Source organism: Pseudomonas sp. No.21, assembly GCF_054558415.1.
Map to the genome: position 1 here is coordinate 202,961 of NZ_BAAJNO010000004.1, position 14,986 is coordinate 217,946.

Here is a 14,986-nt window from a genome sequence, read left to right on the forward strand (position 1 = left end):
CCATGCCGCCCGAATCGAGCCCCGCCGCCGATCCGCGCCTGCCCGCGCGGCTGCAGGCCGCCGAGCGCAACCGCCGGGCGCTGGCAGCAGCCGGCGTGCACTTCGCGCCGCTGCGCCACCACAGCCCGGCCTGCGCCCTCGCCCTGCGCGCGCAGCTGGACGAACTGCGCCCGGCAGCGGTGCTGATCGAGGGGCCGGCCGACTTCGACGCCCTGATTCCCGACCTGCTCGACCCGCGCAGCCGCCCGCCCCTGGCCATCCTCTCCCAGCACCGCAGCGGCTCTACGGCAGACGCACCACCGCGCTCGGCGTTCTTCCCCTTCTGCGACTACTCGCCGGAATGGCAGGCCCTGCGCGAAGGTCATCGCCTCGGCGCACGGCTGGCCTTCATCGACCTGCCCTGGGCCCGCCAGGTGGCCGTCGAGGACGACCCGCAGCAGAGCCGCAGCCTGATGGCCGAGCGCTACCTGGCCCACAGCGCCTACCTCGCGGCGCTGGCCCGCGAAGCCCATTGCCGTGACCATGACGAACTCTGGGAGCACCTGTTCGAACTGCGCGGCGCGGACGCCCTGCAGGATTGGCGCACGCTGTTCGGCGACGCCTTCGCCTGGTGCTCCATGGCACGCCTCGACTACGAGGACGACGTGCTCGCCGCCGAGGGCTCCCTGCCCCGCGAGGCGCACATGCTCGCCTGCATCCGCGACTGGCGGGCGCGTTGCGACGGCCCCCTGCTGGTGGTCACCGGCGGTTTCCACACCCTCGCCCTGGTGGAGGCGCTGGCCAGCGACAGTCCGCCCGCCGCCACACCCGCCGCCACCGGCGACAGCCAGGCCTGGCTGATCCGCTACAGCTTCGACCGCCTCGACGCACTCAACGGCTACGCCTCGGGCATGCCCTCGCCGGCCTACCACCAGCGGGTCTGGGAGGCACTGCTGGAACACCCGGCCGATGCCCTGGCGCGCCAGCGCATCGCCGCGCGCATCCTCAGCGCCATCGCCGCCGAAACCCGCGAGCGGAAGCTGGCCGACGCCCTGTCCTTCGCCAGCGTCAGCCAGGCCGCGCAGCAGGCCGCTGGCCTCGCCGCCCTGCGCCAGCACCCCGGGCCGGGGCGCTACGACCTGCTCGACGCCATCCACTCCTGCTTCGTCAAGGGCAGCCTGGACGACGGCCAGGCAGCCTTCCTCGACGCCGTGAAGAACCAGCTGGGCGGCAACCGCCTGGGCGACATCCCCCCGTCGAGCCTGGCGCCACCGTTGGTGGAAGAAGCCCGGCGCCTGGCCCTGGGCCACCGCCTCGACCTCAGCGACAGCCTCCAGCGCCGCGCCCGACTGGACCTCTACCGCAAGCCCCGGCACCGCGCGCGGAGCCGCTTCCTGCACCTGATGGCCTACCTGGACAGCGGCTTCGCCCGCCACCAGGGCGGCCCGGACTTCGTCAACGGCACCGGGCTGGACCTGCTCTTCGAGGAGTGGGACTACGCCTGGTCACCGGTGGTCGAAGCCCGCCTGATCGAACGCTCCGAGCTGGGCTGCAGCCTGCGTGAGGTCGCCATCCGCCGCCTGCTGGACGAAGAGCAGGCGCTGCAGGCCAGCGGCCAGGGCCGCAGTGCCAGCCGCGCTGCGCAACTGCTCGCCCGAGCCGGGTCGATCGGCCTCGGCGAGCAACTGCCACGGCTGTTCGACCGCCTGGCCGAGCACCTGGACGAAGACCCGGAGCTGGCCTCCGTGGTGACCTGCGGCCAGCGCCTGCTGCACCTCTGGCGCGGCCGCGAACTGCTCGGCCTGGACGAGTACCCGCAGCTCCCGGCGCTGCTGCAACGCATCCTCCCCGCCGCCCTGTTCCTGCTACCCGGCCTCGCCACCTGTGAAGCCGAACGCGAAAGCGCCGCCACCGACGCCCTGCTCGGCCTGCGCGAGTTCCTCCACCTGGGCGGCAGCCAGGCCGGCCTGGCCCTGCAGGCGGCATCGCTCCACGAGACGCTCGACCGCCTGCAGGCAGTGGCCCCCGCCGGCATCGCCGGGGCGCTCGACGCGCTGCGTTTCATCGACGGGCGCAGCAGCGAGGAGCAACTGGCCGACGCCCTGCAACGGCGCTTCGGCACCGGCGCCGACAGCGAAGGCGCGGTGCGCTACCTGAACGGGCTGCTGCAGGCCGCACCGGAGCTGATCCTGCGGGTGGGTGACCTGGCCCACCGGCTCAACGCCCTGGTGGCGGACTGGGACGAGGCCACCTTCGTCCGTCACCTGCCGGACCTGCGCCTCGCCTTCACCCGCCTCAAGCCCCGCGAAACCGGGCGCCTGGCCGACCACCTGGCGCAGCTGAACGGCATCACCGGGGCCGCCCTCGACAGCGCCCACCACGAACTCGACAGCCACGACCTGCTCGCCGGCGCCGCCCTGCAGCTGGCGCTCAAGCGCTCGCTGGAGCGCGACGGGCTGCTGGCCTGGGCCCAGGAGACCCACCATGAGTGACCTGGAAGCCGCCCGCCGCTGGCGCCTGATCCTCGGCCGCTACGCCGACCGTGCGCTGCACGAAGCGAAGTTCGACGCCGCCGACGCGCGCCTGGAGAAGACCCTCGACTACCTCTACAACCGTGAATACCAGCGTCGCGGCCACGTCCAGGGCGGGCGTGGCGGCTCGCTGGACGACAGCCAGCTGACCGCGCTGAACTGGCTGGAGCAGGCGCGCACGCTGTTCCCCCGCTCCACCTTCGAGCGCCTGCAGGTGCAGGCCATCGAGCGCTACGAGATCAGCGCCCTGCTCACCGACCCGAACAGCCTGGCCACCCTCGAACCCAGCCCGGCGCTGGCCAAGGCCCTGCTCGGCGTGCGCGGGCGCCTGGGCGCGGAAACCCGCGATGCCGTGCGCCAGCTGATCACCCGCGTGGTGGAGGAAATCCTCCAGCGCCTGCGCAACCGCTTCACCAACGCCCTGCACGGACGGCGCAACCGCTTCCGCCGCTCGCTGGTGAAGAACGCGCAGAACTTCGACTGGCGCGCCACCATCGCCGCCAACCTCAAGCACTACGACCCGCAGCGCAAACGCCTGCTGATCGAATCGCCGCGCTTCAACGCCCGCGTCCGCCGGCAACTGCCCTGGGACATCATCCTCTGCGTCGACCAGAGCGCCTCGATGCTCGACTCGGTGATGTACAGCGCCATCTGCGCCAGCATTCTCGCCAGCCTGCCCAGCGTGCGCGTGCGCCTGGTGCTGTTCGACACCCAGGTCGTGGACCTCAGCCACCTGGCCCACGACCCGGTGGAAGTGCTGCTGACCGTGCAACTGGGCGGTGGTACCGACATCGGCAAGGCCATGCGCTACTGCGAGCAGCTGGTGGAGAACCCGCAGCGCACCGTGCTCGCCCTGATCAGCGACTTCGAGGAAGGCGCCGCCGTGGGTCCGCTGCTGGCCTGCGTGGCACGCCTCAACGAAGCGCGGGTCAGGCTGCTGGGCCTCGCCGCCCTGGATGACGGCGCACAGCCGGTCTACGACCCGGCCATGGGGCAACGCCTCGCCGACCGCGGCATGCAGATCGCCGCGCTGACCCCGGAGCACTTCGCCCAGTGGCTGGCCGAGGTGATGCAATGAGCGCCTGGCAGGACCGCTACCGCAGCTACGACGATGCCGCGCTGGAGGTGCTGGCCAACGCCGGCCTGCTGCGCCGCGCCACCAAGGACGTGGAGGCCGGCAAGCTGCGCTGGCTGGAGAACGACGAGCGGGGCGGCCTGGTGGAAGCCGATGGCCAACAGGTGCGCCTGGATGCGACCGGCATCGACGCGGCGCGCTGCACCTGCCCCGCCAACGGCTGCTGCAAGCACATCCTCGCGGCCGTGATCTGGCTGCGTGAACACCCCACGGCGCCCGCCGGCGAAGAAGCGCCGGCAGGCGATGCCGACATCGCGCTGCGCGAGGCCCTGGCGCTGGAACCGCAACGGCTGCAGAAGCAGGCCGGCAAGGCGGCCACGCGCAAGGCCCGGCAATGGCTGGGGGAGCTGGGCGAGGCCCGCCACCAGAGCCACGGCCGGCGCCTGGTGATCCACCTGCCGGCGCTGGCCTGCGAGGTCATCTACCTGGCCGGAGGCGGCTTCGACGGCATGCTTTCGGAGGGCCGGGAAAACGAACGCAAGGCCCTGCACCTGGCCGCGCTGGCGTTGCTGTTCCAGGGGCTGGGCCAGCCCTGGGAGTGGCCGGCCGACAGCGACGCACCAGCGCTCGACCCCGTGCAACTGAGCCCGGCGGAGCGCGAGCTGCTCGCCAGCATCCAGGCGCTGCTGCAGGAGCTGCTGCGCCAGGGGCTGTCCCACGCCAGCCAGGCCAGCGCCGTGCAGTTGCGCATGCTCAACCTATCCGCCCGTACCGAGGGGTTGCCGCGTCTCGCCGCCCAGCTGCGCACCCTGGGTGGGCAGATCGGCCGCCTTGCCGACCGCGATGACCACATCGGCGAACGGGAGGTCCTGGTGCAGATGGCCCAGGTGCACGCCCTGGCAACCGCGCTGCAACAGGCCGACGCCGCACGCCTGCCCGCGCTGCGTGGCCGCCTGCGTCGCGACTACCAGGCCGGTGCCACGCTCGACCTGCTGCCCCTGGGCGGGCATTGGTGGACCACGCCCGGCGGCGCTCGCGGCCTGACCCTGGCGTTCTGGGACCTGCAGGAAGGTGAAGTGCGCGAAGCCAGCCTGGCACGCCCTGACAACAACGACCCGGGCTTTCGCCGCGAATCGGCCTGGAGCCAGCAGGCACTGTGGAAATCCACGCCGCAGCTGCTGTGCCAGTCGCCGCTGCGCCTCCTCTCGCCCCGCCAGGCCGACGACGGACGCCTGGCCAGCCATGGCGACAGCCGCAGCCAAGCCCAGCCGCACTGGGCCGGACAGGACCCGCGCCTCGGCACCCTGGGCATCGGGCGCTGGAGCACGCTTCGCGAACGGCTGGAGGACAGCGCCGCGCTCAGCGCCGAGGCCCCGACCAGCCTGCTGCTGCGCCCAACCCGATGCCACGAGGCGGTGCTCGACGAGGTGCACCAGGCGCTGTGCTGGACGCTGGAGGACGACCAGGGCGAGGCCATCACCCTGGAGCTGCCCTGCACGGCGGAGCGTCGCGATCGCCTGGACAACCTGGAGCGCGCCCAGAAGGCCCGCGACGACATCCGCGCGGTGCTGGTCCGGCCGCGCCTGGATGGCCGGCGCCGCACCCTGGAGCCGTTGGCGCTGCTGATCGCCGACAGCGGCGAGCTGCGCTGCCTGTCGCTGGATTTCGAGTCGGTGATCCGTGGCGGCCTGAGCCTCAACCGACGGCTGTTCGAGCGCATCCAGCGCCTGCTCGACCGCCAGCGCCCGCTGGCCGTCGCTGCAGAAACGCCCAGCCTGGCCACACGTCTGGTGGAGCCGGCCCTGGACGTGCTGGAGTCCTTCGCCAGTTGCGGCCGCCAGCGGCTGTCCCGGCACCAGCGCGAGGTGCTCCAGCAGCAGGAAACACTGGCCAGCGCCGCCGGCGTCGAACTGCTCGCCCAGCACCTGCGGCAGCTGCGCGAGCCCGCCGACGTGTCCCCGCAAGCGCTGCTGGCCAGCAGCCATCTGATGGTCCGGCTGCTGGCCCTGGGGTAAGGCCAGAGGCGTCTGGAACTGCCCGTCGGGAACCATTCCGGCGCTGATCCCGGTGGCAGCGCGCCGTGGTTATGCTCGGCGCCGCCCTTATGCATTCCAGTTCTTTACATATACTCAAACATCACTTTTGCGCATAACCCTGAGCTGGTATCTTCCCCCGGCTCCGACAGGAGTGCGCGGCCGTGCGCGCAGAAAAGCTGCAAGCAGCCTGACAACAGGACATTTCATGTACGTATACGACGAGTACGATCAACGGATCGTCGAGGACCGCGTCAAGCAGTTCCGCGATCAGACCCGCCGCTACCTGGCCGGGGAACTCTCAGGCGAGGAGTTCCGCCCCCTGCGCCTGCAGAACGGCCTGTATATCCAGCGCTACGCGCCGATGCTGCGCGTGGCGGTGCCTTATGGCCTGCTCTCCTCCACCCAGGTACGCAAGCTGGCGCAGATCGCTCGCGACTACGACAAGGGCTACGCCCACATCAGCACCCGCCAGAACGTCCAGTTCAACTGGCCGGAGCTGGAAGACGTGCCGGAAATCCTCGCCGAGCTGGCCACCGTGCAGATGCACGCGATCCAGACCAGCGGCAACTGCATCCGCAACACCACCACCGACCAGTTCGCCGGCGTCGCCCATGACGAGCTGGTGGACCCACGCCCCTGGTGCGAGATCATCCGCCAGTGGTCCACCTTCCACCCCGAGTTCTCGCACCTGCCGCGCAAGTTCAAGATCGCCGTCAACGGCGCCGTGACCGACCGCGCCGCCATCGAAGTGCATGACATCGGCCTGGAAGCGGTGAAGAACGAAGCCGGCGAGCTGGGCTTCCGTGTCTCCGTCGGCGGCGGCCTGGGCCGTACCCCGATCGTCGGCAGCTTCATCAACGAATTCCTGCCCTGGCAGCACCTGCTGAGCTACCTGGACGCAATCCTGCGCGTGTACAACCGCTACGGCCGCCGGGACAACAAGTACAAGGCGCGCATCAAGATCCTGGTCAAGGCGCTGACCCCCGAGGTGTTCGCCGAGCGCGTCAACGCCGAGTGGGCGCACCTGAAGGACGGCCCGACCACCCTGACCGAGGCGGAAGTCGAGCGCGTGTCCAGGCACTTCGTCGACCCCGCCTACAAGGCCCTGGACGACCAGAGCGCCGCCCTCGCCCGGCTCGATGCCGAGCACCCGGGCTTCGCCCGCTGGCGCCAGCGCAACGTGATCGCCCACAAGCGCCCCGGCTACGCCGCCGTGACCCTGTCGCTCAAGCCCACCGGCGTCGCCCCCGGCGACATCACCGACAAGCAGCTGGATGCCGTCGCCGACCTGGCCGACCGCTACGCCTTCGGTGAAGTGCGCAACAGCCACAACCAGAACATCATCCTCGCCGACGTCGAGCAGGCTCAGCTGTTCACCCTCTGGAACGAGCTGCGCGAGCTGGGCTTCGCCACGCCGAACGTCGGCCTGCTGACCGACATCATCTGCTGCCCGGGCGGCGACTTCTGCTCCCTGGCCAACGCCAAGTCGATCCCGGTGGCCGAAGCCATCCAGCGTCGCTTCGATGACCTGGACTACCTGTTCGACATCGGCAACCTGGACCTGAACATCTCCGGCTGCATGAACGCCTGCGGCCACCACCACGTGGGCCACATCGGCATCCTCGGCGTGGACAAGAAGGGCCAGGAGTTCTACCAGGTGTCCCTCGGCGGCAGCGCCGGCCGCGACGCCAGCCTGGCGCAGATCCTCGGCCCGTCCTTCGCCCAGGAAGCCATGCCCGATGTGATCGAGAAGATCATCGACGTCTACGTGGAGAAGCGCACCGAGGAAGAACAGTTCCTCGACACCTATCGCCGCATCGGCATCGACCCCTTCAAGGAGCGCGTTTATGCAGCGAATCATTAAGAACAACCAGGTCATCGACGAGACCTGGCACCTGCTGGACAAGGACGCGACCCTCGACGGCCTGTCCAACTGCGACGACCTGATCGTGCCGCTGTCCCTGTGGCGCGATCACGCCCATGCGCTGAAGGCCCGCGACGGTGGCCTCGGCGTCTGGCTCGACGCGGACGAGGAGATCGAGGAGATCGCCGACCAGCTGGACAACTTCAAGGTCATCGCCCTGAACTTCCCGGCCTTCACCGACGGCCGCCACTCCTCCACCGCCTACCTGCTGCGCGAGCGCTATGGCTACAAGGGTGAAGTGCGCGCCATCGGCGACGTGCTGCGCGACCAGTTGTTCGCCCTCAAGCGTTGCGGCTTCGATGCCTTCGCCCTGCGCGCGGACAAGGACCCCTACGACGCGCTCAAGGCGTTCGAGGACTACTCCGAGGTCTACCAGGCGTCCAGCGACCAGCCCCTGCCGCTGTTCCGCCGCCGCTCGGCCTGAGCCGCGCAGCCGAAGAAGAAGAAGAAGCCCCGCACCTGCGGGGCTTTTTATTGGGCGTGAACCCGCCAACGTGGACCGGGCTTCAGCCCGGGGCGCACGCCGTTTCATGGGGCGGACCCTGTGCCAGGCCAGGCATCGCCTGGTGGATCAAAGAGCGCCATCCACCCTGCGCATCGGTCGGCACCGTGGGTTGGCTCGGCGCCGCAGGATGGGTAGAGCGTAGCGAAACCCATCACAGCAAACGCCGGCTCGCACCCGACCTACAGGCCAAACACAGCCTCTAGGGGCGACTTCAGTCGCCAAGCAGGCCGCAGGGCTGCCTTGACTCCGCGCCTCCCTGCAGCACCGCCTGGTGGATGAAAGGAGCGTCATCCACCCTACACACCGGTCGGCACCGTGGGTTGGCTCGGCGCCGCAGGATGGGTAGAGCGTAGCGAAACCCATCACAGCAAACGCCGGCTCGCACCCGACCTACAGGCCAAACACAGCCTGTAGGGGCGACTTCAGTCGCCAAGCAGGCCGCAGGGCTGCCTTGACTCCGCGCCTCCCTGCAGCACCGCCTGGTGGATGAAAGGAGCGTCATCCACCCTACGCACCGGCCAGCTCCTTAGGTGGGTGTGGCACCGTAGGTTGGCGCCGAGCGCAGCGAGGCCCAACGGTGCGTGGATCGTGTCTGCGTCCTCAACCTGGCCTGCCGATCACCGCTTCACGCCCGCACGCTTTCCCAGGCCACCTGGGCCAACAGGTCGCGACAGTCGGCGAGGCTCGTGCGGGTGCGACCGGCCAGCCAGTTGCGGGCGAAGTCGTGGGTCGGGCCGATCACCACCGAGGCGAAGCAGTCCTCGGGCAGGGCCCGCAATGCACCCGCCTCACGGTGCCCCTGCAACGCCGCGAGGATGCGCGCGTGGTGTTCGCGGTTGGCTTCGCGCAACTGGTCGCCCACCTCCCCCGCCTCCACCCGCGAGCGGCTGTGCAGGACGAAGCGCGCCCAATCGGGGTTGGCCACCACCCAGTCGATATAGGCGGTGACCAGCAGCTTCACGCAGGCCTCGGCATCGGCGGCCCTGGCCAGCCCCTCCTGCAGCAGCGCGGCGTACTGGCCGACCCCGGCGAGGTAAAGCGCGCCGATGATGCGCTCCTTGTTGCCGAAGTGGTGGTAGAGGCTGCCGATGCTGGCGCCGGAACGGTCGCGGATCATCTCGATGGTGGTGGCGTCCACGCCTTCCTCGGTGAAGCACCGGAGGGCGGCCTGGAGGATGTCGTCTTTGCGCGAGGAACGAGCCATGGAACTCCCGGTGAAATGACTAGAATATAATTCTAGAATTCTTTTCTAATACTCGTATACTGCTGCGGCGCGCGCTCATCTTCAATCCACTCACGAGAGAATCGGAACCCATGAGCCAGATGTTGCAGATGTTCCAGCAGGCCGGTGCAGCGCAGTTCAGCGCGATGATCGGCCAGGTCGCCCCCTACTTCGCCAGCATCGCCCCGCAGTTTGTCGAACTGCGCGCGGGCTACGCCGAGATCACCTTTCCCAAGCGTCGCGAGGTGCTCAATCACATCGGCACCGTGCACGCCATCGCCCTGTGCAACGCCGCCGAGCTGGTGGCCGGCACCATGACCGACGCCTCCATCCCCGCCGGCACCCGCTGGATTCCCCGCGGCATGACCGTGGAATACCTGGCCAAGGCCAATGGCGACGTGCGCGCGGTGGCCGATGGCAGCGCGGTGGACTGGTCGGTGCTGGGCGATATCAAGGTCCCGGTCATGGCCTATGTCGGCGACACCGCCGTGCTGCGCGCCGAGATCACCATGTACCTGAGCAAGGCGTGAAAGCGCAGAGGCCCGGATCACTCCGGGCCTCTTTCATTCACTGCCAGAAGCGCTGCTGGCTGAGGCGACCCCAGCCGTTCAGCAACACCCGGTCGACGGCCGCGCTGGCGGCCAGGCCGAAGCGCTCCTGCAAGCTCTTCTTCTCGATGAAGTTGAGCAGGAACAGGTCGGCCTCGCGGGCGCGCTCGGCCAGGTACTCGTCGCTGGTCTTGAGCTCATCCACCAGCTGCTTGTCCAGCGCGGCCATGCCCAGCCAGACCTCGCCGGTGGCCACCTCGTCGATGGCCAGTTGCGGGCGGTAGCGGGCGACGAAGTTCTTGAACAGTTCGTGGGTGGTCTCCAGGTCTTCCTGGAACTTCTCCCGGCCCTTCTCGGTGTTCTCGCCGAACACGGTGAGGGTGCGCTTGTATTCGCCGGCGGTGAGCACCTCGAAGTCGACGTCGTGCTTCTTCAGCAGGCGGTGCACGTTGGGCAGCTGCGCCACCACGCCGATGGAACCGAGGATGGCGAAGGGCGCGGAGAGCACCTTGTCGCCGATGCAGGCCATCATGTAGCCGCCGCTGGCAGCGACCTTGTCGACGCACACGGTCAGCGGGATGCCCGCCTGGCGGATGCGCGCCAGCTGCGAGGAGGCCAGGCCGTAGCTGTGCACCATGCCGCCGCCGCTTTCCAGGCGCAGCACCACTTCGTCAGCGGGGGTGGCCAGGGTCAGCAGCGCAGTGATCTCGTGGCGCATCTGCTCGGCGGCCGAGGCCTTGATATCGCCGTCGAAGTCGAGGACGAAGACCCGCGGCTTCTGCTCGCCGGCCTTCTTCGCCGCCTTGGCGGCCTTGGCCTCTTCCTTGCGCAGGGCCTTGATGCGGTCCTTGTCCAGCAGCGAGTGCTCCAGGCGCTCGCGCAGCCCTTTGTAGAAATCGTTGAGCTTGGTCACCACCAGCTGGCCACCGCCCGCGCGACGCCCTCGCCCGCGCACGGCAGCTATCGCCACCAGGACCACCAGGATGGCCACCACCAGCGTTATCGTCTTGGCGAGAAAGCTCGCGTAATCGGCTAGGAACTCCACAACACCCCCTTTGGGATCGACTGACGCCCGCTGTGGCAGGCGCGAAACCGGCCAAGCATACCCGCCCCCATCGGTCATCCACCAGAGACGGAAAAACCGCTTAATAAATAGCGGGAATGCATTCAAACAAGCGTATGTTTTTTCGTTGACAGCCCCAGAGCTTCCCCATAACCTCGCGAAACTTTCAACGTCCCGGGACGGCAGCGTACGTGGGCAGCATCTACCTGATCCGACATGGCCAGGCTTCATTCGGCGCCGATAACTACGACGTGCTTTCCGCCGTCGGAGTTCGCCAGGCCGAAGTCCTCGGCGACCATCTCGCCGGCCTCGGACTGCGCCTCGACCGTTGCGTCGCCGGCAGCCTGCAGCGCCAGCAACACACCGCCGAAGCCGCGCTTTCGCGCTTCCGTGCCGCCGGCCTGGACGCACCCGCCGTGGACACCGACCCGGCCTTCAACGAATTCGACGCAGACGCCGTGATACGCGCACTGCTGCCCAGCCTGCTGGAGCAGGAGCCCGAAGCCCTGCACATCATGCGCAACGCCCCGCAGAACCGCGCCGAGTTCCAGCGCCTGTTCTCCAAGCTGGTGCTGCGCTGGGTGGCGGGCGACTACGACAGCACCGAGCTGCAGAGCTGGCAGGCCTTCCACGACCAGGTCGCGGGCGGGCTGGAACGTGTGCTGCAACACGCCGAAAGCAAACAGAACATCGCGGTCTTCACCTCCGGCGGTACCATCACCGCCCTGCTCCACCATGTGGCCGGCGTGCCGGCGGACCGCGCATTCGAACTCAACTGGCAGATCGTCAATACTTCGCTCTCGCGCCTGAAGTTCCGTGGCAGCGAAGTGGCGCTAGCTTCCTTCAACAGTCATGTGCATCTGGAACTGTTGAGGGCGCCGGAGCTCATCACCTATCGATGAGCACGGCCCACTGCGGCTCCCGGGCCGCTAGAAAAACCTGAAAAATAAAGGATAGAACCATGACCACAGTTGCTGACATCGTCAAAAACATGCAGTCCAAGTTCAACGCCGGTGCCGCCGCTGGCCTGGACCTGGTATTCCAGTTCAACATCGAAGATGGCGACAACCACTACCTGGTCGTCAAGGACGGCACCTGCGACGTACAGCAAGGCGATGCCCCGAACCCGAACGTCACCCTGATCATGAGCACCGAGACCCTGGTCGGCATCATGACCGGTGAAACCGACGGCATGCAGGCCTTCATGGGCGGCAAACTGCGCGCCGAAGGCGACATGATGCTCGCCATGAAGCTCGGCGAGCTCTTCCCGGTCTAAGCTTTCGAGCTGACCAGGAACAAAGGAAACCGGAGTCCCAGGGCTCCGGTTTTTTTTTCGCCCGGCGCAGGTGAATCCGGGCTAATCAGGCAGTTTGATTGTGCTGCAACACGCCTGCCTATAACGGCCCTTCGCCCTTGTGACGCCCTCGGGGCGGCATTAGATTAGCGAATAATCTCGGGCCCTCATCATAAGTAGAAGGGATAAGCATGACGCTTACTGATCAGTCCACCCGCATCCGCGAAGGCGAAGAGCTCGACGCCGCAGCCATCGATCCTTACCTCAAGGCCAATATCCCCGGCCTGACCGGCACGCCGCGCATCAGCCAGTTCCCCGGTGGCGCCTCGAACCTGACCTACCTGCTGGAATACCCGGAGCGCGAGTTCGTCCTGCGCAGGCCGCCCTTCGGCCACAAGGCCAAGTCCGCGCACGACATGGGCCGCGAATTCCGTATTCTCAACCAGCTCAACGACGGCTTCCCCTACTGCCCGAAAGCCTACGTGCACTGCACCGACGAGTCGGTGATCGGCGCCGAGTTCTATGTGATGGACCGGGTCAAGGGCGTGATCCTGCGGGCGGACGTGCCGGCCGAGCTGAACCTCGACGAAGCCAAGACCCGCGAGCTGTGCAAGAACTTCATCGACAAGTTCGTCGAGCTGCACAACGTCGACTACAACGCCTGCGGCCTGGGTGACCTGGGCAAGCCGGAAGGCTACGTGCAGCGCCAGATCGGGGGCTGGAGCGACCGCTACGAGAAGGCCCTGACCCCCGACGCCCCCACCTGGGAGCCGGTCAAGGCCTGGCTGCGCGAGAAGATGCCCGCCGACCACCACAAGCCGGCGATCGTGCACAACGACTACCGCTTCGACAACGTGATCCTCGACCCGGCCAACCCGATGAACATCATCGGCGTGCTCGACTGGGAGCTGACCACCATCGGCGACCCGCTGATGGACCTGGGCAACACCCTCGCCTACTGGATCGAAGCCGCCGACCCGGCGCCGGTGCAACTGATGCGCCGCCAGCCCAGCCACCTGCCGGGCATGCTCAGCCGCCAGGCGTTCGCCGACTACTACGCCGAGCGCGCCGGCCTGCCGCCGATCACCAACCTCGACTTCTACTACACCTACGGCCTGTTCCGCCTGGCCGGCATCGTGCAGCAGATCTACTACCGCTTCTTCCACGGCCAGACCCAGGACAAGCGCTTCGCACAGTTCATCCACATGAACAAGCTGCTGGAGCAGATGAGCCTGCAGGTCATCGGCAAATCACGGCTGTAACACGGCTCACAACAAGGGGAACCCCATGTCCAAGACCCACCTGTTCGACCTCGACGGCAAGATCGCCTTCGTATCCGGCGCCAGCCGCGGCATCGGCGAGGCCATCGCCAAGCTGCTGGCCCAGCAGGGCGCCCACGTGATCGTCTCCAGCCGCAAGATCGACGGCTGCCAGGCCGTCGCCGACGCCATCATCGCGGAGGGTGGCAAGGCCACCGCCATCGCCTGCCACATCGGCGAGATGGAACAGATCCAGAGCGTCTTCGCGCAGATCCGCGAGCAGTTCGGCCGCCTCGACATCCTGGTCAACAACGCCGCCACCAACCCGCAGTTCTGCAACGTGCTGGACACCGACCTGTCGGCCTTCCAGAAGACCGTCGACGTCAACATCCGCGGCTACTACTTCATGTCCATCGAAGGCGGCAAGCTGATGAAGCAGAACGGGGGTGGCAGCATCATCAACGTCGCGTCCATCAACGGCGTCTCCCCGGGCGAGTTCCAGGGCATCTACTCGGTGACCAAGGCCGCCGTCATCAGCATGACCAAGGTCTTCGCCAAGGAATGCGCGCAGTTCGGCATCCGCTGCAACGCCCTGCTGCCGGGCCTGACCGACACCAAGTTCGCCTCGGCCCTGACCAAGAACGACGCCATCCTCAACGTCGCCCTGCAGCGCATCCCGCTCAAACGCGTGGCCGATCCGAGCGAGATGGCCGGCACCGTGCTCTACCTCGCCAGCGACGCCTCCAGCTACACCACCGGCGTGGCACTGAACGTGGACGGCGGCTTCCTCTCCTGAGGCCACCCCGCCCATGAAAAAGGGAGCCTCCGGGCTCCCTTTTTGTTTGCGCATCGACACGGGTGATGCAGGGCCGATCAGCGCCAGTCCTTGAGCGCCTGGGTGGCGACCGGGTTGAGCGGCTGGGCCAGCAGGCCGGTGGGCGAAAGAGCGACGGAGTAGACCGCGCCATCGGCCATCGGCAGGTAGGTCACCCGCTGCGCCTGCGGATCGAAGAGGAACAGGTCGCGCTGGTTCAGCCGCAGCCAGCGCCACAGGTCGATGCCATAGGGGCTGGCAGCCAGCTCCGCCTCGGGGTGCTGCGCCAGTTGCTGCTCCTCGATGGCGAGGAAGCGGCCGGAGAGTTTCTCCAGGCGGTAGCCCGGCTGCAGCCCGATCAGCTCGGCCAGGCCCTTCAGGCGCAGCAGGCGCGCGTCCAGCTGCCACAGGTCGCCGTCCAGCAGCACGCTGCGCTCGTTGCCCCCCTCGAGCAGGGTCACCTCGTAGCGTTGCGGGCCGAGGGCCTTGAAATTGAGGGTGACGATGGGCTTGTCGGCATGCAACGGCTCGTAGCGCGTCAGGTCCCAGGCCACGGTGCCCACCAGCAGCGCCAGGGCGAGGAATGCCAGCCCGACGGTGCCGCGCAGCCAGCCGAGGAACCAGCTGCGATCGAAGAGGATGCGAGCGGCGACCACCGCCGCGAGTAGAGCCAGCAGGGCAATGCCCCAGGCCAGGCCGTCGTACTGCATGGAACCCTTTCCTTCTGTGCAAAATA

Annotated in this window: 13 protein-coding genes; 10 read left to right on the forward strand and 3 right to left on the reverse strand. The window is 68.0% G+C overall.

Annotation, left to right across the window (positions count from 1 at the left end):
- The first annotated feature begins 2 nt into the window (after positions 1-2).
- The 5 genes from ACYJSS_RS09375 to ACYJSS_RS09395 all read left to right on the forward strand — a co-directional run bounded on the left by ACYJSS_RS09375 (position 3) and on the right by ACYJSS_RS09395 (position 7,969).
- Positions 3-2,471 (forward strand): DUF5682 family protein, encoded by a 2,469-nt coding sequence (locus ACYJSS_RS09375; protein WP_236205658.1) that lies wholly within the window; start codon positions 3-5, stop codon positions 2,469-2,471.
- Complete coding sequence (locus ACYJSS_RS09380; protein WP_236205659.1) at positions 2,464-3,588, forward strand: VWA domain-containing protein; 1,125 nt, start codon at positions 2,464-2,466, stop codon at positions 3,586-3,588. Before ACYJSS_RS09375 ends, ACYJSS_RS09380 begins: the two co-directional genes overlap by 8 nt.
- The gene (locus ACYJSS_RS09385) at positions 3,585-5,600 is read left to right on the forward strand and encodes an SWIM zinc finger family protein (RefSeq protein ID WP_236205660.1); all 2,016 of its coding nucleotides are present in this window, start codon (positions 3,585-3,587) and stop codon (positions 5,598-5,600) included. Before ACYJSS_RS09380 ends, ACYJSS_RS09385 begins: the two co-directional genes overlap by 4 nt.
- A 226-nt stretch (positions 5,601-5,826) precedes the next feature.
- Positions 5,827-7,485, forward strand: coding sequence for a nitrite/sulfite reductase (locus ACYJSS_RS09390; protein ID WP_111261351.1), 1,659 nt, complete (start codon positions 5,827-5,829; stop codon positions 7,483-7,485).
- Positions 7,469-7,969, forward strand: coding sequence for a DUF934 domain-containing protein (locus ACYJSS_RS09395; RefSeq protein WP_111261350.1), 501 nt, complete (start codon positions 7,469-7,471; stop codon positions 7,967-7,969). Before ACYJSS_RS09390 ends, ACYJSS_RS09395 begins: the two co-directional genes overlap by 17 nt.
- Before the next feature lie 706 nt (positions 7,970-8,675).
- On the opposite strand, the gene ACYJSS_RS09400 is transcribed toward ACYJSS_RS09395, so the two are convergent.
- Positions 8,676-9,254 (reverse strand): TetR/AcrR family transcriptional regulator, encoded by a 579-nt coding sequence (locus ACYJSS_RS09400; RefSeq protein ID WP_111261349.1) that lies wholly within the window; start codon positions 9,252-9,254, stop codon positions 8,676-8,678.
- A gap of 110 nt (positions 9,255-9,364) precedes the next feature.
- Here ACYJSS_RS09400 and ACYJSS_RS09405 point away from each other — a divergent pair, with 110 nt between their 5' ends.
- Positions 9,365-9,802 (forward strand): hotdog fold domain-containing protein, encoded by a 438-nt coding sequence (locus tag ACYJSS_RS09405; RefSeq protein ID WP_111261348.1) that lies wholly within the window; start codon positions 9,365-9,367, stop codon positions 9,800-9,802.
- A gap of 37 nt (positions 9,803-9,839) precedes the next feature.
- On the opposite strand, the gene sohB is transcribed toward ACYJSS_RS09405, so the two are convergent.
- Entirely contained in the window at positions 9,840-10,865 is a 1,026-nt protein-coding gene (gene sohB, locus ACYJSS_RS09410; RefSeq protein WP_111261347.1) for a protease SohB, read from the reverse strand.
- 209 nt (positions 10,866-11,074) lie between these two features.
- On the opposite strand from sohB, the gene ACYJSS_RS09415 reads away from it, so the two are divergent.
- The 4 genes from ACYJSS_RS09415 to ACYJSS_RS09430 all read left to right on the forward strand — a co-directional run bounded on the left by ACYJSS_RS09415 (position 11,075) and on the right by ACYJSS_RS09430 (position 14,232).
- The gene (locus tag ACYJSS_RS09415) at positions 11,075-11,785 is read left to right on the forward strand and encodes a histidine phosphatase family protein (RefSeq protein WP_111261346.1); all 711 of its coding nucleotides are present in this window, start codon (positions 11,075-11,077) and stop codon (positions 11,783-11,785) included.
- Positions 11,786-11,844: 59 nt separating this feature from the next.
- Complete coding sequence (locus tag ACYJSS_RS09420; protein WP_021221784.1) at positions 11,845-12,159, forward strand: SCP2 sterol-binding domain-containing protein; 315 nt, start codon at positions 11,845-11,847, stop codon at positions 12,157-12,159.
- 209 nt (positions 12,160-12,368) lie between these two features.
- Positions 12,369-13,439, forward strand: a complete 1,071-nt coding sequence (locus ACYJSS_RS09425) for a phosphotransferase family protein (protein ID WP_236205661.1) — start codon at positions 12,369-12,371, stop codon at positions 13,437-13,439.
- Between the two features lie 25 nt (positions 13,440-13,464).
- Positions 13,465-14,232 (forward strand): SDR family oxidoreductase, encoded by a 768-nt coding sequence (locus ACYJSS_RS09430; RefSeq protein ID WP_173178796.1) that lies wholly within the window; start codon positions 13,465-13,467, stop codon positions 14,230-14,232.
- Positions 14,233-14,309: 77 nt separating this feature from the next.
- Here ACYJSS_RS09430 and ACYJSS_RS09435 read toward each other — a convergent pair whose 3' ends face one another.
- Positions 14,310-14,960, reverse strand: a complete 651-nt coding sequence (locus ACYJSS_RS09435) for a hypothetical protein (RefSeq protein ID WP_236205662.1) — start codon at positions 14,958-14,960, stop codon at positions 14,310-14,312.
- Positions 14,961-14,986: the final 26 nt, after the last annotated feature.

Excerpts from the sequence above, each read along its gene's own strand:
- ACYJSS_RS09380 (WP_236205659.1), top strand. The coding sequence starts at position 2,464 with ATGAGTGACCTGGAAGCCGCCCGCCGCTGGCGCCTGATCCTCGGCCGC.
- ACYJSS_RS09395 (WP_111261350.1), top strand. The coding sequence starts at position 7,469 with ATGCAGCGAATCATTAAGAACAACCAGGTCATCGACGAGACCTGGCAC.
- ACYJSS_RS09375 (WP_236205658.1), top strand. The coding sequence starts at position 3 with ATGCCGCCCGAATCGAGCCCCGCCGCCGATCCGCGCCTGCCCGCGCGG.
- ACYJSS_RS09435 (WP_236205662.1), bottom strand. The coding sequence starts at position 14,960 with ATGCAGTACGACGGCCTGGCCTGGGGCATTGCCCTGCTGGCTCTACTC.
- ACYJSS_RS09425 (WP_236205661.1), top strand. The coding sequence starts at position 12,369 with ATGACGCTTACTGATCAGTCCACCCGCATCCGCGAAGGCGAAGAGCTC.
- ACYJSS_RS09390 (WP_111261351.1), top strand. The coding sequence starts at position 5,827 with ATGTACGTATACGACGAGTACGATCAACGGATCGTCGAGGACCGCGTC.
- ACYJSS_RS09385 (WP_236205660.1), top strand. The coding sequence starts at position 3,585 with ATGAGCGCCTGGCAGGACCGCTACCGCAGCTACGACGATGCCGCGCTG.
- ACYJSS_RS09400 (WP_111261349.1), bottom strand. The coding sequence starts at position 9,254 with ATGGCTCGTTCCTCGCGCAAAGACGACATCCTCCAGGCCGCCCTCCGG.
- ACYJSS_RS09420 (WP_021221784.1), top strand. The coding sequence starts at position 11,845 with ATGACCACAGTTGCTGACATCGTCAAAAACATGCAGTCCAAGTTCAAC.
- ACYJSS_RS09430 (WP_173178796.1), top strand. The coding sequence starts at position 13,465 with ATGTCCAAGACCCACCTGTTCGACCTCGACGGCAAGATCGCCTTCGTA.
- ACYJSS_RS09405 (WP_111261348.1), top strand. The coding sequence starts at position 9,365 with ATGAGCCAGATGTTGCAGATGTTCCAGCAGGCCGGTGCAGCGCAGTTC.